This is a genomic window from Prevotella sp. P2-180 (assembly GCF_002251435.1).
Lineage (GTDB): Bacteria > Bacteroidota > Bacteroidia > Bacteroidales > Bacteroidaceae > Prevotella.
Genome location: NZ_NPJI01000050.1, coordinates 1 through 26,350, shown reverse-complemented (window position 1 = coordinate 26,350; position 26,350 = coordinate 1). Strand labels below are relative to the sequence as shown.

Annotated in this window: 19 protein-coding genes, 1 tRNA gene and 1 rRNA gene; 4 read left to right on the top strand and 17 right to left on the bottom strand. The window is 45.9% G+C overall.

Annotated elements, in window-relative coordinates:
- Positions 1-197 precede the first annotated feature (197 nt).
- Together CIK98_RS18085 and CIK98_RS08060 are read left to right on the top strand one after the other, a co-directional pair.
- Positions 198-320: a smalltalk protein gene (locus CIK98_RS18085; RefSeq protein WP_172409791.1), complete on the top strand. Its 123-nt coding sequence runs from the start codon at positions 198-200 to the stop codon at positions 318-320.
- Positions 321-600: 280 nt separating this feature from the next.
- A tRNA-Thr gene (locus CIK98_RS08060) sits at positions 601-673 on the top strand.
- Positions 674-720: 47 nt separating this feature from the next.
- Here the strand turns inward: CIK98_RS08060 and CIK98_RS08055 are convergent.
- A complete protein-coding gene (locus tag CIK98_RS08055) occupies positions 721-1,086 on the bottom strand; it encodes a hypothetical protein (protein ID WP_094383737.1) in 366 nt (121 codons plus the stop codon).
- A 19-nt stretch (positions 1,087-1,105) separates the two neighbouring features.
- Positions 1,106-3,679, bottom strand: a complete 2,574-nt coding sequence (locus CIK98_RS08050; RefSeq protein WP_094383736.1) for a C10 family peptidase — start codon at positions 3,677-3,679, stop codon at positions 1,106-1,108.
- A 206-nt stretch (positions 3,680-3,885) separates the two neighbouring features.
- Between CIK98_RS08050 and CIK98_RS08045 the strand changes: the two genes are divergently transcribed.
- Both CIK98_RS08045 and CIK98_RS08040 read left to right on the top strand, forming a co-directional pair.
- Positions 3,886-5,301 (top strand): alkaline phosphatase, encoded by a 1,416-nt coding sequence (locus CIK98_RS08045; RefSeq protein ID WP_371683256.1) that lies wholly within the window; start codon positions 3,886-3,888, stop codon positions 5,299-5,301.
- A 9-nt stretch (positions 5,302-5,310) separates the two neighbouring features.
- Positions 5,311-6,426, top strand: coding sequence for a Rid family hydrolase (locus CIK98_RS08040; protein WP_094383734.1), 1,116 nt, complete (start codon positions 5,311-5,313; stop codon positions 6,424-6,426).
- Positions 6,427-6,560: 134 nt separating this feature from the next.
- Here the strand turns inward: CIK98_RS08040 and CIK98_RS08035 are convergent, their stop codons facing one another.
- The 15 genes from CIK98_RS08035 to rrf all read right to left on the bottom strand — a co-directional run.
- Positions 6,561-8,306 (bottom strand): phospho-sugar mutase, encoded by a 1,746-nt coding sequence (locus CIK98_RS08035; RefSeq protein ID WP_094383733.1) that lies wholly within the window; start codon positions 8,304-8,306, stop codon positions 6,561-6,563.
- A gap of 104 nt (positions 8,307-8,410) precedes the next feature.
- Positions 8,411-9,619 (bottom strand): M48 family metallopeptidase, encoded by a 1,209-nt coding sequence (locus CIK98_RS08030; protein WP_094383732.1) that lies wholly within the window; start codon positions 9,617-9,619, stop codon positions 8,411-8,413.
- A gap of 3 nt (positions 9,620-9,622) precedes the next feature.
- The gene (locus CIK98_RS08025; protein WP_094383731.1) at positions 9,623-10,855 is read right to left on the bottom strand and encodes a M48 family metallopeptidase; all 1,233 of its coding nucleotides are present in this window, start codon (positions 10,853-10,855) and stop codon (positions 9,623-9,625) included.
- Positions 10,856-10,879: 24 nt separating this feature from the next.
- Positions 10,880-13,351 carry a DNA gyrase subunit A gene (gene gyrA, locus CIK98_RS08020; RefSeq protein ID WP_094383730.1) on the bottom strand — a complete coding sequence of 824 codons (2,472 nt, stop codon included), beginning with the start codon at positions 13,349-13,351 and terminating at the stop codon, positions 10,880-10,882.
- Between the two features lie 203 nt (positions 13,352-13,554).
- Positions 13,555-14,856, bottom strand: a complete 1,302-nt coding sequence (gene thrC, locus CIK98_RS08015) for a threonine synthase (protein WP_094383729.1) — start codon at positions 14,854-14,856, stop codon at positions 13,555-13,557.
- A gap of 3 nt (positions 14,857-14,859) precedes the next feature.
- The gene (locus CIK98_RS08010) at positions 14,860-16,095 is read right to left on the bottom strand and encodes a cofactor-independent phosphoglycerate mutase (protein ID WP_094383728.1); all 1,236 of its coding nucleotides are present in this window, start codon (positions 16,093-16,095) and stop codon (positions 14,860-14,862) included.
- Entirely contained in the window at positions 16,092-18,536 is a 2,445-nt protein-coding gene (thrA, locus tag CIK98_RS08005; protein ID WP_094383727.1) for a bifunctional aspartate kinase/homoserine dehydrogenase I, read from the bottom strand. Before thrA ends, CIK98_RS08010 begins: the two co-directional genes overlap by 4 nt.
- Before the next feature lie 200 nt (positions 18,537-18,736).
- The gene (locus tag CIK98_RS08000; RefSeq protein WP_094383726.1) at positions 18,737-18,967 is read right to left on the bottom strand and encodes a hypothetical protein; all 231 of its coding nucleotides are present in this window, start codon (positions 18,965-18,967) and stop codon (positions 18,737-18,739) included.
- Positions 18,968-19,034: 67 nt separating this feature from the next.
- The gene (locus CIK98_RS07995) at positions 19,035-19,553 is read right to left on the bottom strand and encodes a tetratricopeptide repeat protein (RefSeq protein WP_141210469.1); all 519 of its coding nucleotides are present in this window, start codon (positions 19,551-19,553) and stop codon (positions 19,035-19,037) included.
- A 164-nt stretch (positions 19,554-19,717) separates the two neighbouring features.
- Positions 19,718-20,797, bottom strand: a complete 1,080-nt coding sequence (gene leuB, locus CIK98_RS07990; protein WP_094383724.1) for a 3-isopropylmalate dehydrogenase — start codon at positions 20,795-20,797, stop codon at positions 19,718-19,720.
- Positions 20,798-20,808: 11 nt separating this feature from the next.
- Entirely contained in the window at positions 20,809-22,389 is a 1,581-nt protein-coding gene (locus CIK98_RS07985) for an alpha-isopropylmalate synthase regulatory domain-containing protein (RefSeq protein ID WP_253249669.1), read from the bottom strand.
- Entirely contained in the window at positions 22,368-22,958 is a 591-nt protein-coding gene (gene leuD, locus CIK98_RS07980) for a 3-isopropylmalate dehydratase small subunit (protein ID WP_094383723.1), read from the bottom strand. Before leuD ends, CIK98_RS07985 begins: the two co-directional genes overlap by 22 nt.
- 26 nt (positions 22,959-22,984) lie before the next feature.
- Positions 22,985-24,385 (bottom strand): 3-isopropylmalate dehydratase large subunit, encoded by a 1,401-nt coding sequence (gene leuC / locus CIK98_RS07975; RefSeq protein WP_094383722.1) that lies wholly within the window; start codon positions 24,383-24,385, stop codon positions 22,985-22,987.
- 4 nt (positions 24,386-24,389) lie between these two features.
- The gene (locus tag CIK98_RS07970; protein ID WP_094383721.1) at positions 24,390-25,889 is read right to left on the bottom strand and encodes a 2-isopropylmalate synthase; all 1,500 of its coding nucleotides are present in this window, start codon (positions 25,887-25,889) and stop codon (positions 24,390-24,392) included.
- 364 nt (positions 25,890-26,253) lie between these two features.
- Positions 26,254-26,350: ribosomal RNA gene (gene rrf / locus CIK98_RS07965) — 5S ribosomal RNA — on the bottom strand; the annotation flags it as partial.

The following is a 26,350-nucleotide window of genomic DNA, read 5'->3' as shown; positions in this document are numbered from 1 at the left end:
AGTACAGCGGCGACCAGGCTTACAAGCGCTCTGTGAAGACCTACGGCGGCGAGAGCTCTTCATTCCTCACCCCGGGCACTGCCACCACAACCGCCAACAACGGCTCTGCAGGAGAGACTGAAACTCCGCCAAGCTCGAGCGATAGCGACCTTGGGAGCTAAAGAAAACGGAATTCTCAACCCTTAATTCTTACAACTATGAGTACAACGAACAAATCCAACACTTGGAAGCTGGTGCTCCAGCTGATTGTAGCGGCACTCTCAGCTATAGCGACCACGCTCGGCGTGACTTCCTGCATGGGAGCCAACGTATACCTCTAAAAGGCATTGCGCCAAAATACCGAAGTGAACCCGAACTTCTTTTGGGTTCACTTCATTGTGTTTGAAATTGCAGAAAATTAACACAAGACCAAGGGAAAAACTCAATTTCTCAACTCCTAATGAGTGCTTTTACAAAAAGATGTTGTAAATTTGCACTTGCTAGTTGAATCCGCGTGGTGAAAACGACTTCTGGTTTTGTTAAAAAACACTAAGAGGCGTGAGATTTATACTTCACACCTCTTTTGTCTTGACATTTTTTTGTACCTTTGCACCCGCAAAAGCCGATATGGCTCAGTTGGTAGAGCAATTCATTCGTAATGAATAGGTCCCCGGTTCGAGCCCGGGTATCGGCTCAAATAAAAGACGATGACTGGATACCAGTCATCGTCTTTCTTTTATATCACTCCTCACTCCTCTCATACTCCTCCCATTCCTTCAACGCCTGTTTCCAGTCGGTGGCACCATTGTCTATGGCTTCCTGTTCCTTCATGGCCTCGTCGCGCGCCTTGTCGCGCGCACGTTTTTCCTTCATGGCTGCGATGGTGGCATCGTCGAGTATTTGGATGGCTCCACGACTTATTGCGTCGTGGAGCTCTTGCTCACCAAAGGCTTTTCCCTGTACGTTGAAGTCAGAGATGTTGAACTCGAAGTTCACCCTCAGCTGATGTCTTATCTGCTTCTGCTGAAAACGGGTGCCGGCATTCTTGCGGCGAAGCAGCATGCCGATGATGTCGATCTCGTGTTGTGAAAACTTGTTTCTTCCCATTTATGTTGTTGTGTAATGATTATCTTACAACCACTTTCACTCCATCGACGACGTAGATGCCTGGAGCCACGGAGACTGTGGCAGTCTGTCCGGCCTCAACGCTGACGGTGCGGACGGTCTGGCCGCCAAGGTTCACGACGTTGAGTCGGGCTGCCTTGTCGGTGGTGATGTATATCACGCCTTCTCCACCTATTATATTATTAGAGGTGTCGACGCCAGAGTTGATGCCAGTGGAAGTCGGGTCGAGATAAATGAACGAATAATTCTTGTTGAAATAGTAATAACCACCTGTCGTGTTGCCATTCTCATCGAGTGAGTAAAGTCTCGGCTGTTCAAGTTTGTCGTCGAATTGCAGTGTCACGCCGTCGCCTTCATCTTCCAAGGATATATATGACCTTAAGAACGGAGTGTCCATATCGCTCAATTTCACAGTAATCTCAAATGTCAGTTCCTCACCACTTTCGATGCGTCTTGTATAAGGATACCGGTAGCCAAGTCCTGTGTCTACGGAAATACATTTAACGTAGAAGGTGCGATAAGTCGTTCCGCCATTGTTTTTCACCTTATATGTGAATGTGGCAAAATCGTCTTCAGACTTTGGCACTTTTACGCGTTTGGATTTATAGTATGCCTTCTCTGTTTCGTAAAGACCGGCCTTAGCGTTGTTGGTAACAGAAGTGAGCACAAGCACGGGGTCAGTATTTGGCTCAACGGTGAACGATTGTTTGGCTAAAACGTTGTCCTCTGAGTCACTCATCCATACGTAGAGTGTGCCGGCTTCGGTGGGCTTGAAGTTGAAGGAGCGTGTCACGCTGCCATTGGCTGGCACTGTTGCCATGATGTAGAACGATGGCTCGGCTGGCATTTCATCGGTATATGCGATTCTGACATTTATCTTGTCGAGGTACTCTTCGGGCATGCTGTTTGTGAGCTTTAGCTTAAAGGTGTTCGCCATGCCGGTATAAACAGTTAAGTCGGTAGACAAGTCTGCTGCAAGGTGGATGCCATTGTCTGTAGAAAGGGTTGTGGCAGTGGCACAGACATACCACCTTACGGGATATTCAGTACTCCACCTTTTGGTTTTCTTAAAGTTTGTCTTGTCAGTGGAATATACAATCTCAAGTGCTGTAACTCCTTCGGGGAAGGCATATTCGACAGGAATAGTCGTCTTCTTGTAATAATAAGAGCCACTTGATACTCTTGCAGGGATTGTCACCGGACAACAATCGGTCACAATCTTTTCTTCGCCATCAGCAAACCTTGCCTTGAGGGCTATATAGCCATCAAACTTTTCCCATGCATGGTTGAATACCTTTACTTCAGCTGTTATCTTAAACTTTCCAGAGGCGTCGGCCCTTTCGCTTACGTCGATATTGAAAGAATTATACAGGCCTGATATTGTAGGCGTTTCGTGTATCGGGGCGTCTTTTATGCCATTGTCTGGCGCGATGCCGCAAACAATACTGTTTCCCCTGTTAAAGCCATCGTCGCCACCTATAATGTCTGCCTGATATTGGCATAGCGTAGTGATGTCGAAATAACCATTATAGCGGCCGCCCCATCCCCAGTTGATGTGGAATAGTCCGTTGCTGTCGCTACCGTCGCAGATGAAGGCATGTCCGATAGAGTTACTTCCCGAAACAAGGACTGGCCTTAAGGCTTCCAACTCGCCGTAAATGATATTGTTCCACTCTTGCTGGGTTACGTCTTTACGGGAGATAGAAGTAGTGTTGTCAGGGTCGTAGCCGAAATACTTTGCCAAAACTTCGCCAGCTGTGCTTGAGTTTGCACCAGAACCACTGTTTCCGTAGTTCGTTTTCAAGGCACAGCCAACATGTAGCATAAGTTTTGCAACTGCTAAGGCCTGCGTGTCGTTGTACTCAGACGAGTTTAAATACGTGTCAAGAATGTTGTCCCAATCGTAAATCTGGCCCTTGCTGATGGAGGGCATTTCATAACCGTTGGTGCTGGTTGTGTAGGCGGGAATGTCTTCCATAAGTGCCGACGGATATTTGTAGTATGCCATAATCTGCGCCAAAGCAGTGGCTACACAACCCGTCACGCTGTGCGCTCCGTTTTTCATAGGGGTCAGATTATTGAAAGGGGAGCCCTGATCCCATACTATTGTGCCGAGCAGAGGGGTATGGACGGGAGAACTGCCTGGGGCGGTGAGAAGCTGGTTGTTTCGCTCCATGACCACAGACTTGGCATGGCTGTCGCCTGAAAGCAGGTCGGCAACCATATGCTTATAGCCGTCGAGAAAGTCCTTAAGCTGAACAGGCATGTTATCGGTGGTGAAAGTACCACGGTCGCTATAGCCCACTATCTCTGGCAGAAGGTCGTCGCCCGAAACGATGGTGAAACCGCGGTTATCGCCGTTGTTGAACACATAGTATGGCTCCTCAGCGTCCTGGTCAGAGAAGAGCCCTGGGGCTGCTTTGCTGTATTGCACAGACTGCTGGTCAACAACTATTCCCAAGGCTTTAGCCTGTCTCTCTGCAATGGCTTTCGCCTGCTGGAGAGTTCTTGGAGCCGCATGGCTGACCTGTAGTGTCAGCAGGCCCAAAACCAATAAGATAAAAATTTTCCTCATAATTTCATGTTTTTAATTATTAAAAATATGTTAGTTTGACGGCAAAGTTAAGTTTTTTTCGGAAAAGTGCCAAATATTTCCTGCTATTTTTCGTATTTCATGAAAAATAATTTGAATATTGGCTTGGAAGTTCTTATTTTTTTGTATCTTTGCATCTGTATTTCATACTTAAACGTAATTTATAACAACTAACAAAAAAAAAGAAAATTATGAAACGAGGCTTTGTTTCTATAGCATTGCTCCTGATGCTCGCAATAGCAGCGGCAGCCCAGGGAAAGGCAAAATATGTGTTCTACTTCATTGGAGACGGCATGGGGGTGAACCAAGTGAATGCCGCCGAGACTTACCTTGCTGCCATAGAGGGACGCATAGGTATTAAGGAAATGTGCTTTCCTTCATTTCCTTACGTGGCTTTGGTTAACACGCAAAGCGCAGTTAACGGAGTGACGGACTCCGCTGCCGGTGGCACCGCCCTTGCTACTGGGCACAAGACAAAGAACGGTGCTCTCGGTGTGCTGAAAGACCTTACCACGCCTGTGACCTCAATAGCCGACTGGGCACGAGAGGCCGGAGCTGCAGTGGGAATAACGACAAGCGTGAGCGTCGACCATGCCACACCTGCTGCTTTCTACGCTCACGTGGGAAGCAGGGGCGAAGCTTACAGCATAGGCAGGCAACTTGTGGAGAGCGACAACGACTTCTATGCGGGCTCTGACTTCCTGAACCCTGATAATCCGGACCAAAGCGGCAAGGATCTCTACTCGCAGGCTAAAGACAGGGGATTTACCATAGCAAGGGGATACAAGGACTACAGAAAAAAAGCCGGCAATGCAGTCAGGATGATCCTGCTGCAAAGCGAGGAGGCAAGCAAAAAGGACAGGCACAGCATTCCTTACGCCATAGACCGAGGAAAAAACGATCTCTCGCTGAGTGACATCACCAGGGCGGCCATCAACTTCCTTACAAGAAAACAAAATGAGAAAAACGGTTTCTTCCTCATGGTGGAAGGTGGAAAGATTGACTGGGCATGCCATGCAAACGACCTGGCTTTCATTCCTGAAGTGATTGATATGGACAACGCCGTGAAGGTGGCTTACGAGTTCTACCAGCAACACCCCGACGAAACACTCATAGTGGTCACCGCAGACCATGAGACGGGTGGACTGGTGCTCGGAAGAAACAAATACCAACTGCATCTCGACGTGGCTGGATACCAGAGGGTGAGCACCGACAAGTTAGGCAAGGACCTACACTTGATGCACGAGAAATATGGTGACAAATACTCATGGGACGTGGTGGAAAACTATCTCGCGGACAACTTCGGGTTCTGGAACCAGGTGAAACTGAGCGACGCACAGACTGAAAGACTGAAGAACGCCTTTGAAAAAATTAGAAACGGAAAGGGCGAGACGACAAAGACACTATACCAAATGGACGACGAGCTTGCCGTGACAGTAAAGGACATACAGCAGGAATGTGCCCTCGTGAGCTGGGCGGTGACTGGACACAGCAACGGATATGTGCCTTGCTTTGCCATCGGTGCCGGAGCAGAAATGTTCCAGGGACGAATAGACAATACGGAAATATGCAAAAGAATAGCTAAGTCGGCCGGATGGCAATAACCACCTGATATGAGGAAAAAATATACATATAACGATGCATACGTGGAGTCTACAATAGTGATGGACGGATGCAAAGCGATAGAGGCTCACCTGATTGCTCATGTGAGTAACCCACTGCTTAACTACCGCCACCAGCTTGAGGCTATAGAAGAGGCATTAAGTTATATCACTAAGGGCGAAATGGCGAATTTCTCGCCAGTGTTCATAAGATATTTTGTTAGCGACGCAGCCAACCAGACAGAACTGATAAACAACAGTAAACTGAATTGTGCCAGGTCGGTGGTGGAACAGCCACCGCTCAACGGGACAAAAGTGGCCGTGTGGTGCTATCTTATGGCTGGAGTGACTACAACCGCTCTCGAAAACGGACTGTTTGCCGTTGACCAAGGACAATACCGCCACCTATGGGGCGGCAGTGCACACAACTTTGCAAAAAACTCTGAAGAGCAAACTCTTCTACTGTTTGAAGAATATGAAAAACAACTTGCGGACGAGGGATGTACACTGGCAGACAACTGTCTGCGCACATGGTTTTTCGTGAACGACGTGGACCTGAACTATGGAGGAGTTGTGAGTGCTCGAAACAGAGTGTTTGCCTCACGTGGTCTTACTGCCGACACTCACTTCATTGCAAGTACCGGCATTGGGGGAAGACAGGCTGACCCTAACGTGCTGGCGCAAATGGACACGTATGCCGTGAAGGGCTTAAGAAAGGAACAGGTGAAGTATCTTTACGCTCCTACTCATCTCAACAGGACGAGCGAATACGGGGTGAGCTTTGAAAGAGGTACGGCCGTTGAATACCACGACCGCCGACATGTGTTTATATCGGGAACGGCCAGCATAGACAACCGTGGACAGATTGTGCATGAAGGTGACATAGTGAATCAAACAGATCGCATGACGGAGAACGTTGGGGTACTGCTGAGGGAAGCCGGATGCTCGTACGACGATGTCACACATATCATTGTCTACCTTCGAGACATTGCTGACTACCAAATTGTTATGACGATAATGAAGGGAAAATTTCCATACATGCCAATCGTAATAGTGCATGCTCCCGTTTGCAGACCGGGGTGGCTTATAGAAATGGAATGTATGGCAGTTAAGAAAATTGATAATTGAAAGGGGAGAATTGAAAGGGGGAAAAGGGGGAAAGGGTGTATAAGAAGCTTAAAAAAAATAAGGAGTTAAGACTGTATCAAGCCGTTTTTGAGGCTCAATCATTCGTCTTAACTCCTTAAATTGTTAAATCTTTATTATAGTTTGAGTGACTTCTTTACAGCCTCAATCTTAGCGTTGGCGGCCTCAACACAACGGTCGTAGTCGGCTGCGCACTTCATTGAGTCGTCCTTAACCTCAATATAGAACTTGATCTTCGGCTCTGTACCGGATGGACGGACGCTTACCTTTGTGCCGTCGGCACAGAAATACTGAAGCACATTGCTCGTGGTTGGCATGTCGAGCTTTGACGTACCTTCTGGTGTGGTAACCTCAAGAGTCTGATAGTCCTTGGCCACTACCACTGGGCTACCTGCGAGCTCCTTCGGAGGATTGGCACGGAAGTCGGCAAGCATCTGCTTAATCTCATCGGCACCAGACTTGCCAGGTTTAACAACGTTTACCGTGAACTCGCGAGAGAATCCGTAGTCGACATAGATATCCATGAGCAGGTCGTAGAGTGTGCGGCCGTTGTCTTTTGCCCATGCGGCAATCTCGCAAATCAGACAGATAGAAGCTGGAGCGTCCTTATCGCGAACCTTGTCGTATGGCAGATAACCAAACGACTCCTCGCCGCCTCCAATATACTTCTGCTTGCCTTCGGAAATGGCTATCTCGCGTGCAATCCACTTAAAGCCGGTATAGCAGTCGCGTATCTCAACACCATTGCGCTGGGCAATCTTGGCTATCACCTCGGTAGTGACGATGGTCTTAACCATGAAGTCTGAAGGATTGAGCTTGCCAAGCTTCTTCTTATTCTCGATGATATAGTAAGACAGCATCATGGCAGTCTGGTTGCCGTTGATGATGATCCACTCTCCCTTATTGTCACGGCAAACGATAGCCAAGCGGTCGGCATCAGGGTCGGAAGCTATGACAAGGTCGGCATTGAGTTTTGTTCCGAGCTTCATGCCAAGGGTCATGGCTTCTGCATTCTCCGGGTTTGGAGACACCACTGTCGGGAAATTGCCGTCGATCACCATCTGCTCAGGTACGACATGGATGTTCTGGAATCCCCATGAACGGAGACAGAGAGGCACGATAACACGTCCTGTGCCGTGCATTGGAGAATATACAATGTTAAGGTCTTTCTGACGCAAGATGACATCCTGGTCGACCATTGCCTCTTTCACTGCCGATACATAGTCCCAGTCCATCTCGCCACCGATGATATCGATGAGTTCCTTGTTGCCTTGGAACTTGACGTCGTCAATGGTCACTTTGTTCACCTCATCGATGATGCCCTTGTCGTGTGGTGCGAGCACCTGCGCGCCGTCTTCCCAATAAGCCTTGTAGCCGTTGTATTCGCGTGGGTTATGGCTTGCGGTGACGTTTACACCTGCCTGACATCCGAGCTGACGTATGGCAAAAGAAATTTCGGGCGTTGGTCGAAGGCTCTCGAACAGATATGCCTTAATACCATTGGCGGAGAAAATATCGGCTACGGTCTCGGCAAACATGCGGCCGTTGTTGCGGCAATCGTGGCCTACCACCACTGCAAGGTCAGTCTTGCCGGGGTATGCCTTCAGAAGATAGTTGGCAAAACCCTGTGTAGCCATGCCTACTATGTATTTGTTCATACGATTGGTGCCGGCGCCCATAATTCCGCGCAGACCGCCTGTACCGAATTCAAGGTTTTGGTAGAAAGCGTCAACAAGGTCGGTCTTGTCTTCTTTGTCGAGCATTTCTTGAACTTGCCTGCGTGTTTCCTCGTCAAAAGCAGGCGATAGCCACTGCTGTGCTTTTTCTATGCACTGTGCAATAAGATTAGAGTTATTTTCCATATTAAAAGCTTGTTTTAAGTGTCAAATGATTTTTCACTACAAAGGTAGGAAAAAAATCCATAATCCTGACAATTCTCAAAGTTAAAGAATATTAAAACGGCGTATTATGGTTTTTCTTCGTTGATTATCCTGTCTATATCATCGAATTGTTTGCCCATATTGAGATTAAGATATACTCGATAAAGAGCCGGTGCCCACTTCTTCTTCTCTTCCGGTGCAAGCACCCGATAGTTTTCCAAATAAGGCATTGCTTCTTTGTAAAGGGCCTTTATCTGGGTTTTGTCCTGACGTTCGTCTGCCTTCTCATAAGCTACAATCTTGTTGAGAATGGCCATACCTATATAATAATATGCTTCCGCAACGGTGTCGTTAAGTTCGATTATCCGTTTGCTCACTTCCACGCATTCGTCGTTTCTTCCTAAACTCAGCAGTGTGTTTGCCTTGGCGTAAAGGAAGAGGATGTTTGTGGAATCGACAGAAAGAGCTTCGTTGGCAAGCGAGAGGCAACTCCCGTAATCACCGTTTTCGGTGTAGTAGTCCATGAGATGCGGGAAGAAATATCTGAAACGGGGATATTGGCTGAATCCTCTTTTCAGTATGGTATGATATGCGGATGTGTCTCCTTTTTGGAGATGTGCCTCGGCGACATACATGAGGAGATAGTCTAATTTTGTACTGTCTCCTTCCGCAAGGCTGTAGTGTTTTAACACCAAGTCGGGATTATTGAGGTTTGTGGCGGAATAACATGCCCAATAAGCTGCTTCTGACAGACGTTTGTCGGTCTTGGCATAGTCGAAAGTGCCGAACATGGGATGAGACATGCATTGTATATACATGTCAAACAGCTCAAACGCGTCGCGGTAGTTGCCTTTTCTCAAGTGGTATGTACCGCCATAGAACAAGTTGGGCCGGCACGTGTTTAGCATCTGAGCATTCCTTCCCCTGTATTTGGCTTTTACCCTACCCTTTTTATCGGGTATTGCGTCGAGAGAGTCAAGTTGCCATGAGACGTCAAAGAGCTTTTTTGTCAAGACGAAAAATGTCGTCGTGTCGTACTTCTGCCTTAGATATAGTTTTTCGTTGCCTTCTGCATATTGCTTCTCAATGGACTGCAGGAGCAAGGCGTGCACACGCGGGTCACGACCGCTGGCGGAGTCGTTTGCCATGACCCCACGCAACAGCTGTTCCGCCTTTGCGAAATCCTTGCCGCTCTTAATATAAGACCGCGCCTGAGATATCTCTTTACGCTGAGCTCTCAGGCACGGTATTATTGTCAACAAGAGAAGCGTTACAGTGATAAGCTTCTTCATCATCAATTAGTTGCCATTCATAATTTTTTCAATCTCTGCCACCTTTTCCTGGTCGCCGAGGCTATAATATACCTGATAGAGGGAATATGCCCAGTTAGCCTTCTTTCTGTCAGGGTCGACGCTTCTTACGTGTTCCAGGTATTTCTTTGCATCATTATAAACGGCCTTTACCTTCTCAGCATTCTCTGGAGTAAGACGGCCTGTGGCTCCGGCGAGCTGGTCGCTCATGGCAGTGGCCTTAAGCACGTAGCATGCTCCGACGTTGAACTCCACCTCCACGAAGCTTGGGTCAAGCTCCAATGTCTTCTTGAACGATGCAATTGCCTCGTCGTACTTCTGCTGGTTCATCTGTCCCTCACCGAGGAATGCCCATACATACTTCTCGTTTGGAGTCTTCTTCACTTCCTCTGCACACCAAGCCTCTTTCTCTGCGGCACGTCCCGGTGCGGAGAGATACTCGTTGATGGCAAATAGCACGCTGAGCTCATTTGGCAGTTTGGCACGGAGTTCCTTCAGCTTATTGAAATACGCTACAGAATCTTCCTTTGTCTTGCATTGGTCTTTGGTTGCCGAAACAATCACGTTGATGGCGTCTTTCTTTGTAGCTTCATCATTAAGGGCTACTGTGGCGTAAGCGATGGCCTTGTCGTAATTCTTGCTGAAGTATGCTGCAAAGGAGGCATAGCCGGTGATGAGATAGTATGTACTGTCTTTCTGCACCTTACCCTCGAATAGAGGAGCGTCGGCACTTTCAACGAACATACCCCAAGCGTCTACTGCTTTCTCGTAATTCTTGACGTTGTAGAACTGGCTGCCAGCATCGATGAGAGTGTTGCGGGTTGGCAACAGACGAGACTGGTTCTTTGAGCGATAACGTGGCTTCACTTTTCCCTTCTCGTTGGGCTGAATGTCGTACTCGTCGCACTTGAAGGCGGCCTTGAATGCCTCTATCAGACCATTGTACATTCCCACGGTGTCGATAGGAGTTTTCTCGGTCTTGAACTGATTCTGCACCATCTGCTCATAAGCATCGGAGTAGAACTGATACTGGATCTCGCTCATGGCACCCCATGCTGCTGCCTTATCGACTGTCTCGCTTGATGTCAGGGCGGGAGTCAGGATTTTCACTGCTTCCGCAGGGTTAGACTTCGACTTCAGGGCCTGCTTCACCAGGTTGTCCTGACCGAATGCAGTAGCTGCTGACACGAGTGCCACTGCCATCATCATAATTTTCTTCATACTCGTAGTTATTAAAGATTAATACTAATTTTCTTCGGGTTCGTCGGCACTGATTACCTTGCACACACTGGCAATGGTGTCGTTCTTCTTTGTGAGGTTTATCAGGCGCACGCCTTGGGTGGCACGGCCCATGACACGCACGTCGGCTACCTTCAGGCGAATGAGTATTCCGCTCTTGTTGATAATCATAAGGTCGTTTTCGTCGGTCACAACCTTTATGGCTACAAGACGTCCGGTCTTCTCCGTCACGCTTAATGTCTTTACTCCCTTGCCGCCACGTGCGGTCTTGCGATAGTCTTCGATATCGCTTCGCTTGCCGTAACCATTTTCACTCACCACCATAATGGTCTCAGTTTCCGGGTCGTTTACGCACACCATTCCAACCACCTCGTCGTCGCCATCGTCAAGGCGCATGCCGCGCACTCCTGTTGAGACACGTCCCATCGTACGCACTTCGTTTTCGTTGAAACGTATTGCGCGGCCATTGCGATTGGCAAGAAGCAACTCATTGTTGCCGTTGGTAAGACGCACGCTTACCACCTGGTCGCCTTCAAGGATATTGATGGCATTCACGCCATTGGCTCGTGGACGACTATAAGCCGCAAGGCTTGTCTTCTTGATGATACCGTTCTTTGTGGCAAACACCACGTAATGTGACTTGACAAACTCTTCATCGTCAAACTTCTGTATACGTAGTACCGCGTTGATGGCATCATCGGCCTCGATATTCAGTATATTCTGTATGGCACGGCCTTTGGCGTTCTTTGCGCCTTCTGGTATCTCGTAGCACTTGAGCCAATAGCAGCGTCCCTTCTGGGTGAAGAAGAGAAGCGTGTTGTGCATGGTGGCGGGATATATATACTCGGTAAAGTCCTGCTCGCGTGATGTTGCGCCCTTGCTGCCCACTCCACCACGGCTTTGCTGGTGGAACTCCGACAAGGCGGTGCGCTTAATGTATCCGAGATGGCTGATGGTAATGACCACGGGATCGTCAGGATAGAAATCCTCTGCATTGAACTCCTCGCTCGAATACTTTATTTCGGTACGGCGTTCGTCACCATACTTCTCCTTTACTTCCTGAAGTTCGTCTTTCATCACTTTCTTGCAAAGTTCTGGATCGTCGAGTATCTGCTGCAAGTAAGCTATGAGTTTCTGAAGTTCGTCGTACTCGTTGTGAAGCTGGTCCATCTGAAGGCCTGTGAGCTGGCGGAGGCGCATGTCTACAATAGCTCGTGCCTGTACCTCATCGAAGTCGAAACGGTTCATCAAACTGTCAATAGCCTCCTTTGGGGTCTTTGAGGCCCGGATGAGATGAACCACCTCGTCAATATTGTCGCAAGCCACGATGAGGGCCTTAAGAATGTGTGCACGATCCTGTGCTTTCTTCAAATCAAACTTTGTCCTACGTATTGTCACATCATGTCGATGGTCGACAAAATGCTTCACGCATTCCTTCAAGGTAAGGAGTTTCGGACGACCATGTACGAGTGCTATGCAATTGACAGAGAATGAACTCTGTAGGGCTGTCATCTTAAAGAGTTTGTTGAGGATGACATTGGCATTGGCATCTCGCTTCACGTCGACTACAATACGCATTCCCTGGCGTCCTGACTCATCGTTTACATTGCTTATCCCCTCTATTTTCTTTTCATTGGCAAGGTCGGCAATATATTTCACGAGGTCGGCCTTGTTTACACCATACGGTATCTCGTTCACAACGATTTTGTCGTGTGTGTCGCCGGTCTCTATCTCTGCCTTTGCACGCATTATGATACGACCACGACCGGTCTCGTAGGCATCCTTTACGCCCTGTATTCCATAAATGTATGCGCCGGTAGGGAAGTCTGGGGCTTTGATGTATTCCATCAGGCCGTCGGTGTCTATATCGGGATTGTCGATATAGGCACAGCATCCGTCTATCACTTCTCCAAGATTGTGGGTCGGAATGTTTGTCGCCATACCTACGGCAATACCGTTTCCGCCGTTTACCAAAAGGTTTGGCACCTTTGTTGGCATCACTGTCGGTTCAACGAGCGAGTCGTCGAAGTTATTGGTCATGTCGACAGTGTCCTTGTCAAGGTCGTCCATGATGTGCTCGCCCATTTTGGAAAGACGGCACTCAGTGTAACGCATAGCTGCCGGAGAGTCACCGTCAACCGAACCAAAGTTACCTTGTCCGTCGACAAGCGTGTATCTCATGTTCCATTCCTGTGCCATTCTCACGAGAGCTCCATATACCGAGCTGTCGCCATGGGGATGGTACTTTCCGAGCACTTCTCCCACGATACGGGCACATTTCTTATAAGGTTTGTCACTGGTGTTTCCAACACCCATCATTCCGTAGAGAATACGTCGGTGGACGGGTTTGAAACCATCACGGACATCCGGGAGGGCACGAGCCACAATCACCGACATGGAATAGTCGATGTATGAGGACTTCATTTCCTCCTCGATGTTGATTTTAATAATTCTGTCTTGATCTAATGTCTGATCCATTCGTTTTTATTGTTTCTATTTATTATGTTCCGTCAACTTGCCAAAAACATGACAAAAGCCGCATAAAGGCCATTTTAAGAGCTTCTGACGCATTTATGCCTAATTAGAGCGTTCAAAATTACTACTTTTTTTTGATGTCGCAAAACAATTAAGCAATTTTTAACGGAACTGGGACGTTTTGTGGCTCTTTACACACTTAACGCCTATTCTTGCATGAGAAAATCCTTGAAACTTGAGAAATCCTTAGCCATTTCCACACTCTGTTTCTTTCCTTTCATAAAGGCGGCCAGACGCTCTGGTATCTCTACTTCCGCTCCTATGGTTGCCTCAACGGTCTCCTTGAACTTTGCAGGATGGGCAGTTTCGCAGAACACGCCATACTCGCCGGCTTGAAGCTGTTCTGAAAGGGCACGGAAACCACAGGCGCCATGGGGGTCGAGGATGTATTTGTTATCTGAGAAACATTTTCGCATTGTATCACGTATCTGGTCGTCGCTGTATGTCGCTCCGCTAATAAGCGACGAGACAAGGGCATGATCGCCATGATAAAGGTCGTAGATGCGGGCGAAATTGCTTGGGTCGCCTACGTCCATGGCATTAGCTATGGTCTGACGGCTGGCTTTGGGCTCATACTTTCCTGTCTGAAGATAATTGTAGAAGATGTCGTTGGCATTATTCGCTGCTATGAAACGCTTAACGGGCAATCCCATACGATGACCGAAAAGTGCTGCCGTGATGTTACCAAAGTTTCCGCTTGGAACACAGACCACCATATTCTCAGACTTGCCCAGCTCTTTCATACGAGCATAAGCATTGAAATAATAGAATGCCTGGGGAAGAAAACGGGCCACATTGATGGAATTGGCAGATGTGAGCTTCATGTGCTTATTCAGCTCCTCATCCATAAAAGCGCTCTTCACCAAGGCCTGGCAGTCGTCGAACACACCATCCACCTCGACGGCGGTGATGTTCTTACCAAGTGTAGTAAACTGGCTTTCCTGTATCTTGCTCACCTTTCCCTTCGGATAAAGGACATAGACATGAATACCGTCGACGCCAAGGAAACCATTGGCAACAGCACTGCCCGTATCGCCACTCGTGGCCACTAATACATTTACCTGCTCCCTACCCTCCTGACGAATGAAATATTGCAAAAGACGCGCCATGAAACGCGCACCTACATCCTTGAAAGCAAGGGTTGGACCATGGAACAGCTCAAGACTGTAAATAGAGTCTGTAACCTGGGCCACGGGGCAGTCAAACGACAAAGTGTCGTATACTATACGCTTGAGGTCTTCCTCGTTAACGTCGTCGCCGAAGAAAGCCTGGGCTACAACATAAGACAACTCTTGAAACGACAATCTCTCAATGTTGTCAAAAAAAGACTGAGGCAACTTCTTTATGCTTTCAGGCATATAAAGGCCGCGGTCGCCCGCCAAGCCCTTCACCACTGCCTCATGTAATGTAGCGAGGGGCGCCTTACCATTTGTACTGTAATATTTCATTTCTTATTCCTTGTTCATAAACACTTGCATAAACTCCTGCAGCTTCAGAAGGCCATAACCGCCACCGACACAGCTCACTTCGTCGTACTCATGGACATTATCGGCCTCAATGCCCGGATAATATATCACAAACGGCACTGGCTCATTTACGTGAGTACGGATTTCAACGGGGGTGGGATGATCTGGTAATACTGCGATGGCTACGGGCTCACTCCATGTCTTCACCTCATTATATATAGGCTCTACCACACGTTTGTCAAGATTCTCTATTGTGCGTAATTTCAACAACAGGTTGCCGTCGTGGCCTGCCTCGTCGCTAGCTTCTACATGGAGAAAGACGAAATCATCAGTCTTCAGGGCTTCTATAGCAGCCTTAACCTTTCCTTCATAGTTTGTATCGTAAAGTCCTGTAGCTCCGTCTACTATAATAGTCTTCAATCCTGCATAATGACCAATACCACGAATAAGGTCGACTGCTGATATCACAGAACCGGACTTGACCTCGGGAAACATTTCTTGTATAGTCTGCATTGAAGGGCGATAGCCTGGACTCCATGGCCATATTGAATTTGCCTGGTCGAGACCATCTTCCAAACGTTTCTTGTTAATCGGATGGTTTGCAAGAATAGCTTGAGACTTTATTATCAGTTCGTTCAGTAAGTCGGCTGTTTCTTGTGGCGTCATACGTCCCGGTTCTTCACCGCCTTCTTCTCCCCTAACCAACAGGGGCTGCCATGGCTGGTCGGGATGGTCGTGAGGCGGCGAGCACACGATGTGCTTATTTCCACCTTTTATTACAAGAAGATGGCGATACTGGATGCCTGTGATAAAACGTACACGATCGTCGCCTAACTGTTCGTTGAGGGCCTGTATCAGCTGGTCACCGTCGGAAGTGGTCAGATGACCGCCGTGATGATTCTTTATTTTGTTGTCAGACAAGGTGATGATATTACACCTTATAGCCATGTCTTCCGGTTGCATCTCATAGCCAATGCTTGCTGCCTCAAGCGGGCCGCGGCCTTCATAAACCTTGTCAAGATCATATCCCAAAATGGCTGTATTTGCCACCTCACTACCAGGACTGTAGCCGTCGGGAATTGTTATCAGTCTGCCACAACGACCTTTTTTTGCCAGCATGTCCATATATGGAGTGTCAGCATACTGAAGAAGGGTTTTCCCTCCAAGTTTCTTCACTGCATGGTCTGCCATGCCATCACCAAGAATAATTATATGTTTCATAAGAATGATATTACTTGTTGGCTTATTGACATTATGTTGGCAAACACACCGGCAGCAGTCACTCCAGCACCTGCTCCGTAGCCTTGGATAAGCATCGGATATTCACGATAGCGTTCTGTAGTCAAAAGAACAATATTGTTAGAACCTTCGAGTCCGTAGAAAGGATGGTGCTCGCCAACGGCTTCAAGCGATACCTGTGTCTTGCCATGATCCATCTTTGCCACAAAACGCCAACGCTTCTTTTCTGCCTCTAGAACTTTACGCCTCGACTCAAACTCTGCGTCAAGGGATGGAAGGTTCTTCCAGAAATCGTCGATACTTCCGGCAAAGAATTCAGATGGTACGAAAAGATGCTTCTCTACGTCGTCTTGTTCGACCTTATAACCTGCCTCACGGGCGAGTATCACAAGCTTTCTAACCACGTCCTTGCCACTGAGATCAATGCGTGGGTCTGGTTCGCTGTAACCTTGTTGTTTAGCGCGTCTGACAGTCTCTGAGAAAGGAACATCTGCTGAAATCTCATTAAAAATAAAGTTTAGCGTTCCACTAAGCACAGCCTCTATCTTCAGTATCTTGTCGCCGGAATCGCGAAGGTCGTTGATGGTACCGATAATAGGTAGACCGGCTCCAACATTTGTCTCAAACAAGAACTTCACTCCTCGGCTGAGGGCTGTTTCCTTAAGTTTCAGATAGCTTGCGTAATCACTTGAAGCAGCTACCTTGTTGGCTGCAACAACTGAAATGTTATGTTCAAGGAAGGTTTGATAAAGTGCAGCCACTTCGCCACTGGCAGTGCAGTCGACAAACACACTATTAAAAATATTCATACCTATCACCTCGTCGCGAAGATGCTCGATATTGCTGGGTGCAGACTTCTCGAGTTGCTCACGATAGTTGCCCAAATCGATGCCTTCACGACAGAAAATGGCGTTGTGACTGCTTGCTATTCCGACAACATTAAGTTTCAGACGGCGACTATGCATCAGTTCTTCATACTGGGAGTGAATCTGGGAAATAAGATTTCCGCCAACAGTACCTACACCGCATATAAACAAGTTAAGGACCTTATATTCACTAAGGAAGAACGAGTCGTGCAGCACGTTTAGAGACTTGCGCAAATATTTCGAGTCTACTACGAATGAGATATTTGTTTCAGAAGCTCCTTGGGCACATGCTATAACGGAAATACCGCTTCGGCCTAATGTTCCAAACAGTTTTCCCGCTATACCTGGAGTATGCTTCATATTCTCACCAACTATTGCTATTGTGGCAAGCCCACTCTCAGCATGCATAGGATACATCGCACCTGTCTCTATCTCCTTGGCAAACTCATAGTCCAACACACGAACGGCCTCATCTGCATCTTCATCACGAACACCTATTGACGTAGAGTTTTCCGAAGATGCCTGGGACACCATGAACACAGATATGCCATGATCGGCAAGGGCTGTGAAAATGCGGCGGTTTACACCTATCACGCCCACCATGGACAAACCGGTTACGGTAATAAGCGTAGTGCCATTAATGCTGGAAATACCCTTAATAGGCTTGCGGTCGTTGTCGATCTTGTCCTTGATAATAGTACCAGGATCTAAAGGGTTGAAAGTATTCTTTACCTTTATAGGAATATTCTTTACGCATACCGGATATATCGTTGGAGGATAAATTACCTTGGCGCCGAAATTACAAAGCTCCATAGCCTCCACATAACTAAGTTCGTTGATAGTATATGCCGAATGTATCACTCGTGGATCGGCTGTCATGAATCCATTCACATCAGTCCAAATCTCCAACACTTCAGCATCCAGTGCAGCTGCAATGATGGATGCCGTGTAATCGCTTCCGCCACGTCCTAAATTGGTCACCTCGCCAGAGAACTTGTCGCTACTGATAAAGCCAGGAACAACAGTTATGGACGGGATGTCTGCAAATGATTCACGTACCAACCGATTGGTTAGCTCACTGTCGAGTATATGTTTTCCGAATTTATATTCTGTCTTTATGAAATCACGGGAGTCTTTCCATGACGCACCATTGATAAGTGTTGCCACAATATTACTGCTAAGACGTTCTCCATAACTTACGATGGCTGCGCTGGTCTTGGGACTGAGATCACGTATCAGGTATACGCCATAATAAATGGAACGCAACTCTTCCAAGAGAATGTCTACAACACCCAAAAGACGGGTGCGCTCAGTGATGTCTGTGATGACCGCGTTGACCATGTTGTGGTGACGTGTGACTATGGAGTCAAATTCAGTCTTGTAAGATTCGTCGCCTCTCACTGCCAAACGGGATGTGGCAATGAGCTTGTCGGTTATTCCGCCAAGGGCGCTTACTACTACGATCACTGGCTGAGACTGTTGCTCTACAATGTTTTTTAGACTCAAGATACTTTCTACGGAACCTACGGATGTCCCGCCGAACTTTAATACTTTCATACGATATTTTTATTGTTTTTTGTTATTGTTGGCCCCCAGACGAACGGGGGTGATAGTTTACTATTTATATTATTAGGTGCAAAGGTAACAACATTTCCCGTTTCTACAAAACAAAAATCTCTTTTTTATACTATTTGACTGCAAAAATCTTTCAAATTGTAATATACGACAACAATTTGACCTTACTTTTGGAACTAAGGTCAACAATATTGGTTTCTTCTATGAAAAGAGGTTATCAGTTTTCCTAATGAATCCATCTTCTCTTTTCGATATTCATCGAGTTCGCCTTTGTTAAGACGTTTTCTGTTATATTTCAACCAATTGAGCATGTCATGTTCTTCCAATCGGTGACGTGAAGGGGCGCGATGATGTTTTTCTACGAATGTCCATACTATAGCATATTGCGCTTCCCATTTTTCATTTCTGTTCATTTCAAAATAATTACGTTTTAAACACACTCAACATACTGGTGTTCAATGACTTAAAATAATTAGCGACTTATCTGCAAGCTTTTAGTAATTCTTCAATGTCAGCCCTTGCTACACCTCTGTCGAGAAGTACGTCGAGACATTCGCGGGCTTTCTGCTTCTTTCCCATTTTCAATAACAAGTTTGCCTTCGATAATATATAGTCGTTGTTTGAACTGTTTAAGGCTATCGCCTTTTCCCAATCAAACAATGCCGCGTCAAGAAGCACCATTTCCTCTTCGAGACATGCCCTTGAAGCATATGCGACGGCACTATCTGGATGTTGCTCAACAATGGTGTTATATTGGTCAAGTGCTTCTAACCTCTTTCCACGTTTCTGCAACGTATAGGCAAGTCCGAGACGAGCCTCTATATTGGTAGGGGCAAGGGTGAGAAAGGTTTCATAATCACTGCCCGCCAAATCATATCGTCTCATCTTGCCGTTTACAAAAGCACGATAGAAAAGGGCGGCAAGATTGTTTGGTTCCTTGGTCAGAATATCACTATAAGTCTTATGGGCATATTCCCACTGTTGCAGTTCAATATTCACAGCTGCTTTCCTTAAATAAAGATCTGAGGAATAGGGATTTTGAGAAATCTGCTTATTTATGACTGCAAGCGAATCACGCCATTGTTGGGAGTTCTGCCCTTTTACGTGTAGAACTCCCGACAATGATGCGATCAAAAGAATTATTAAGGTTCTTAATCCCACAATTAGTTGTTTTTTATATAATCAACTATCCAAGCTCCAACTTCCTTTGTTCCATATTTCTCTCCGCCTTCAACCTGTATTTCGGGAGTACGGACATTAGCGTCGAGCGATGCGTCAACGGCTTTGCGTATCAGTGCACCTTCTTCTTTCAAGTCAAAATATTCGTATAGCATTGCAACAGAAAGTATCTGTGCCAACGGATTGGCAATATTCAGTCCCTTGCCTTGGGGCCATGAGCCATGAATAGGCTCAAACACGGGAGTGGAACTACCTGTTGATGCGGAAGGCAGAAGACCCATTGAGCCGGTAATACAAGATCCTTCATCGGTAAGTATGTCACCAAATGTGTTTTCTGTTACCATGACGTCAAAGAATTTTGGCTCCTGAATCATGCGCATGGCTGCATTGTCCACATACATGTAGTCGGTCTCAACATCTGGGTACTGTGGTGCCATTTCCTGTGCGACCTTACGCCACAAACGACTGGATGCCAATACATTAGCTTTATCGACTACAGTAAGGTGCTTACGACGCTGCCGTGCATACTGATATGCAACCTTCATGATACGTTCTACTTCAGGGCGACTGTAATAGTTTGTGTCAAGTGCGTCCTCCACACCTTCTTCATTTAACGACGGCTCCTGTTTCTTACCAAAATACATACCACCAGTGAGTTCACGTATACAAATGAAATCTGCGCCACGCACTATTTCATCCTTAAGTGGTGATTTATGTACCAAGCAATCGAATGTTGTGACAGGACGAATGTTGGCAAACAATCCCAGTTTTTTGCGCATTGCCAAAAGGCCTTGTTCCGGACGCACCTTTGCCGATGGGTTGTTGTCAAACTTCGGGTCGCCTACAGAAGCGAACAACACTGCGTCTGCTTCTTCGCAGATCTGGTATGTCTCCTCTGGAAACGGATCGCCTACTTCATCGATGGCATGTGCGCCACAAAGTGCTTCCTTGTACTCTACTTCATGTCCAAATTTCTCTGCCACGGCACTCATTACGGCAACACCCTGCTCCATGATTTCAGGTCCAATGCCATCGCCGGCGAGAACTGCAATTCTTAATTTCATATTACAATTGTTTATTTCAAAGTTTCTTCTTTATTCTCAATTATGTTCAGCATCTTGAATGTTGCCTTTATAGCTGCTTCTGTCTGGTCGGCATCAAGACCACGAGTACGGAACAACTTTTCACCGTTCTGCCATGTAATGACAGTTTGAACAAGGGCATCGGTGCGACCGCCTGGTGGTATGCTGACCGCATAGTTGGCCAATATAGGGAACGAACGGTTGAGATAATCACGGTATATCTTCCGCAGCGCCTTTACAAAGGCATCGTATTGTCCGTCACCGGTAGAGTCCGACTCATACTGCTTACCATTAATCTCAACCTTGATGCTTGCCAATGGTTTCAGTCCGTAAGCAGAAGATACCATATAGCTCACCAGCTTCACTTTATCCTCAGGAGCTCCATGTTTCAACACATCACTTACGATGAATGGTAAATCATCCTGAGTGACAATTTCCTTGCGGTCGCCCAACTCTGTAATTCGTTGGGTTACCTTTTTTGTCTGCTCTGGCGTCAATTCCAATCCCAGCTCCTGTAGGTTTCTCGCAATATTTGCCTTACCGCTATTTTTACCTAATGCATACTCCCTTTTCCTTCCAAAGCGTTCAGGAACAAGATCGTTGCAATACAGATTGTTCTTGTTGTCGCCATCGGCATGTACACCAGCCACTTGAGTGAACACATTGTCACCTATTATCGGCTGGTTAGGCGCAACGGCTATACCTGAATATCCCTCAACCAAACGGCTAATATCGTTCAGTTTGCTCTCGTCAATACTTGTCTTGGCATTGAATTGGTCTTTCAATATTACCTGCACACTTGACAAAGGTGCGTTTCCGCATCTCTCGCCAAGACCATTGACAGTAACATGAAGCCCCTTAGCACCACTAAGAACAGCAGCGAGAGAATTGCTTACCGCCAGATCATAGTCATTGTGGGCATGGAAGTCGAAGTGAACATCAGGATATCTCTTCCTCATTTTTCTGAAAAACTCAATAACCTGAAGCGGATTCATTATTCCAAGTGTGTCAGGAAGCATGAAACGGCGTATCTTTGTCTTTGACAATTCGTCCACCATTTTGTAGACATACTCCGGCGAGTCCTTCATGCCGTTGCTCCAGTCCTCAAGGTAAATGTTTACTATTATACCTTTGCTCGTGGCATATTCTATGGACTGCTTTATGTCGTCGATATGTTCATCGACAGTCTTTCCCAGTTGCTGGCTACAGTGTTTCAGCGAGCCTTTTGCCAAAAGATTAATTACCTTGCCGCCACACTCCTCTATCCAGTCAATTGATTGTGTACCATCTACAAATCCGAGCACCTCAACCTTTTCAAGCATATCTATCTGACGTGCATAACGGCAAATCATCGAGACAGCGTCTTTTTCTCCGTCAGAAACTCTTGCGGAAGCCACTTCGATGCGGTCGACGTTTACATCTCTTAGCAACATGCGGGCTATCATGAGTTTTTCATGAGGAAGGAAAGAAACGCCACTCGTCTGTTCACCATCACGCAGAGTACAGTCCATTATCTCAATATACGGCTGTATACCGCGCTTGGAAGAATCCATCACTTGTTCTGGCTTTCCCATTTCTCTATTTTGTCTTTATTCTGAATGAGATAGTCTATGTCATCAAGGCCATTTATCAAGCAATGTTTCTTATAGGCGTTGATTTCAAATCTCTCACTCTTTCCAGTTGCCATATTCGTGACGGTTTGGTTGGGCAGATCAACCTTTACCTCCATCTTCGGATTCTCGTTGATAGACTGGAACAGTTCGGCAAGAAATGATTCTGAAACTACAACAGGAAGGACAAAATTATTCAGCTCGTTATTCTTGTGGATGTCGGCAAAGAAGCTACTGATTACTACACGGAATCCATAACCGGCAATAGCCCACGCTGCATGTTCACGACTCGAGCCAGAACCAAAATTCTTTCCTGCCACTAAGATGCAACCGCCATAGGTCGGGTCATTCAAAACAAAGTCTTTCTTTGGGGAACCATCTTTGTTATATCTCCAGTCACGGAAGAGATTCTCACCAAATCCCTCCTTGTCGGTGGCTTTCAAAAAACGGGCTGGTATTATCTGGTCTGTGTCCACATTCTCCAATGGCAATGGTACACAAGTGCTTGTTATTACGTCGAATTTCTGTTTCATCTTTCAATCATTCATTATTTCATTCTTTAATCTTCAATAATCTCTCGCGGATCTGTAATCTTGCCTGTAATAGCTGCTGCCGCAGCCACCAAAGGAGAGGCAAGAATAGTACGAGCTCCAGGGCCTTGTCGACCCTCAAAGTTACGGTTACTCGTCGAAACAGAATACTTTCCAGCTGGAATCTTGTCATCGTTCATAGCCAAACAAGCAGAACAACCTGGTTGACGAATTACAAAACCAGCATCCTCAAACACCTTGTCAAGCCCTTCTTCACGTATCTGTTTATCCACAGCCCATGAACCGGGAACAAGCCACGCTACAATATTTTCGGCCTTCTTTTTTCCCTTAACAATAGACGCAAAAGCACGGAAGTCCTCAATACGTCCATTAGTACATGCTCCAAGGAACACATAGTCTACCTTATGACCAAGAAGTTTTTCACCAGGAACAAATCCCATATAATCCAAAGATTTCAAGAACGAAGCCTTACCTGCCTCGTCAATGTCATCAAGAGTTGGGATGGTTTCTGTTATTCCAATACCCATGCCAGGGTTCGTGCCATATGTTATTCGTGGTTCAATATCTGCCGCATCAAAGTTTAATTCACAGTCAAATACTGCATCTTCGTCACTCTTCAAAGTCTTCCAGTATTCTACGGCTTTGTCCCATGCATCACCTTGAGGAGCAAACTCACGTCCCTTGATATAATCGAATGTTGTTTCGTCAGGCGCGATAAAACCGCCACGAGCTCCCATTTCGATAGACAAGTTACATAGTGTCAGACGGCCTTCCATGCTCATCTGTTTTACAACCTGACCAGCATATTCAACGAAATAACCTGTAGCACCAGATGTTGTCAGTTTAGACATTAGATAAAGTGCCACATCCTTAGCAGTAACCCCCTTGGCAAGTTCACCATTTATATTTATTCTCATTGACTTTGGTTTCTGCTGCAGGATGCACTGTGAAGCCATTACCATTTCTACTTCAGATGTTCCTATGCCGAAAGCCACTGCACCCATGGCTCCATGTGTTGAAGTATGGGAGTCACCACAAACAATTGTCATGCCAGGAAGCGAGAGTCCTTTCTCTGGACCTACGACATGAATAATTCCATTATCCTTTGACATCATTCCATAATGGGTCAAACCAAAGTCTCGAGCATTCTGTGACAGAGTGTCCACCTGTTTTCTTGAAACAGGATCCTCTATGGGTTTATCCTGGTCATGAGTGGGTGTATTATGGTCTGGCATGCAAAAAATATGGTCAGGACGAAAACACTTCAATCCTCTCTCCCTCATGCCTGCAAATGCCTGCGGTGATGTTACTTCATGACAGTACAACCTGTCAATATACAATTGTGTTGGGCCATCTTCAATTTGCTGAACGACATGTTTGTCCCAAATTTTGTCAAATAATGTATTCATAATATTATTTTCTAAACTTGTTTATACAGTCAATATATGCTTCTACAGAAGCTGTTACTATATCGGTATTTGCTCCAAAGCCATAGTAAACATTTCCGTCATACTCTACCTGCATGTGTACCTTACCCACATCGTCAGAGCCTTTGCTGATGGCCTGAATGGTAAATTCTTTCAGTGTCATCTGCTTCTGTATGATTTTCTTCAATGCCTTTATGGCTGCATCAACAGGACCATTGCCGGTAGAAGCCTCTTCAAACTTTTGTCCTGAGATATCAAGACCAATACTTGCAACACTCTTCACACCCATACCTGTAGTTACCTGAAGGAAATCGAGCTTCACAGCTCTTGTCTTTGCTGAGTCAGCACCGGCAAGCATGAGAATGTCATCGTCATTCACCTCTTTTTTACGATCGGCAAGTTTCAGGAAGCGTTGATAAATATCATCAACAAATTCCTCATTTTCAATACTTACCCCCAAAACGCTCAGGCGATACTTTAACGCCGCTCTTCCTGAACGGGCAGTCAATACAATAGAGTTGTCATCAAGTCCTACATCCTTCGGATTCATTATTTCATAAGTTGAAACGTTTTTCAGAACGCCATCTTGATGAATACCACTTGAATGAGCAAAAGCATTTCTTCCAACAATTGCCTTATTGGGCTGAACCGGCATGTTCATGAGACTTGACACCATCCTACTTGTAGGATATATCTTTGTTGTGTTAATATTTGTGTCAATATTTATATCCTTATGACAACGTAAAATCATTGCAATTTCTTCAAGAGAAGTATTTCCAGCACGTTCACCAATACCATTAATTGTAACCTCTACCTGGCGTGCTCCATTCAACACGCCACTTAAAGTATTGGCAGTAGCCATACCTAAGTCGTTATGACAATGAGTAGAAATGATAGCTTTATCAATACCATCCACATGCTCCATCAGATATTTGATTTTTGCTCCATATTCTGACGGCAGGCAATATCCAGTAGTATCAGGAATATTCACAACTGTAGCACCTGCCTTTATTACAGCTTCCACCACCCTTGCAAGATATTCATTATCAGTTCTACCTGCGTCTTCTGCATAGAATTCTATATCCTCAACATATTTCTTTGCATATTTCACGGCAGCAACTGCTCTTTCTATTATTTCCTCACGATTACTGTTGAACTTATATTTGATATGTGAATCACTGGTACCGATACCAGTATGGATTCTCTTATGTTTAGCATATTTTAGCGAGTCAACAGCCACATCAATATCCTTCTCAACCGCTCTGGTTAGTGCACATATCGTAGGCCAAGTAACAGCTTTTGATATCTCAATCACTGAATTAAAATCACCAGGACTTGAGATTGGAAAACCAGCCTCAATAATGTCCACACCTAACTGTTCCAATTGTTTTGCTACCTGAATCTTCTCTATAGTATTCAGCTGACATCCTGGAACTTGCTCGCCATCGCGAAGCGTTGTGTCAAAAATAAATAATCTGTCACTCATATTCTATAAAATATTTCTTTTATTTCAAAATAAGTATCAAAAAAGAACCTTCCCCACAAGGAAGTGAGAAAGGTTCATATATAAATTATGTAACAGCCTACATACACACCTTTTCACTTCCGACAACATTACGAAGTCGAAGAATATTAATAATGTGTAGAAGACCAATATTATTCATATTCATTGCTTTTTTCATTTCACGGTGCAAAGTTAATAAAAAAATACTGAATAAACAAATAATTCATTACTTTTTTACATATAAAAATATCAATTATCACGAAAAACGTTGATTATTCATTATCATCTGCTATGCATAAATAAAAAAGTCCCGAAGATATTGCTATCCTCGGGACTGTTGTTAAAAAGAAGGCGGCCTCCTACTCTCCCACATTGCATTGCAGTACCATCGGCGCAAGCGGGCTTAACTTCTCTGTTCGGAATGGGAAGAGGTGGGACCCCGC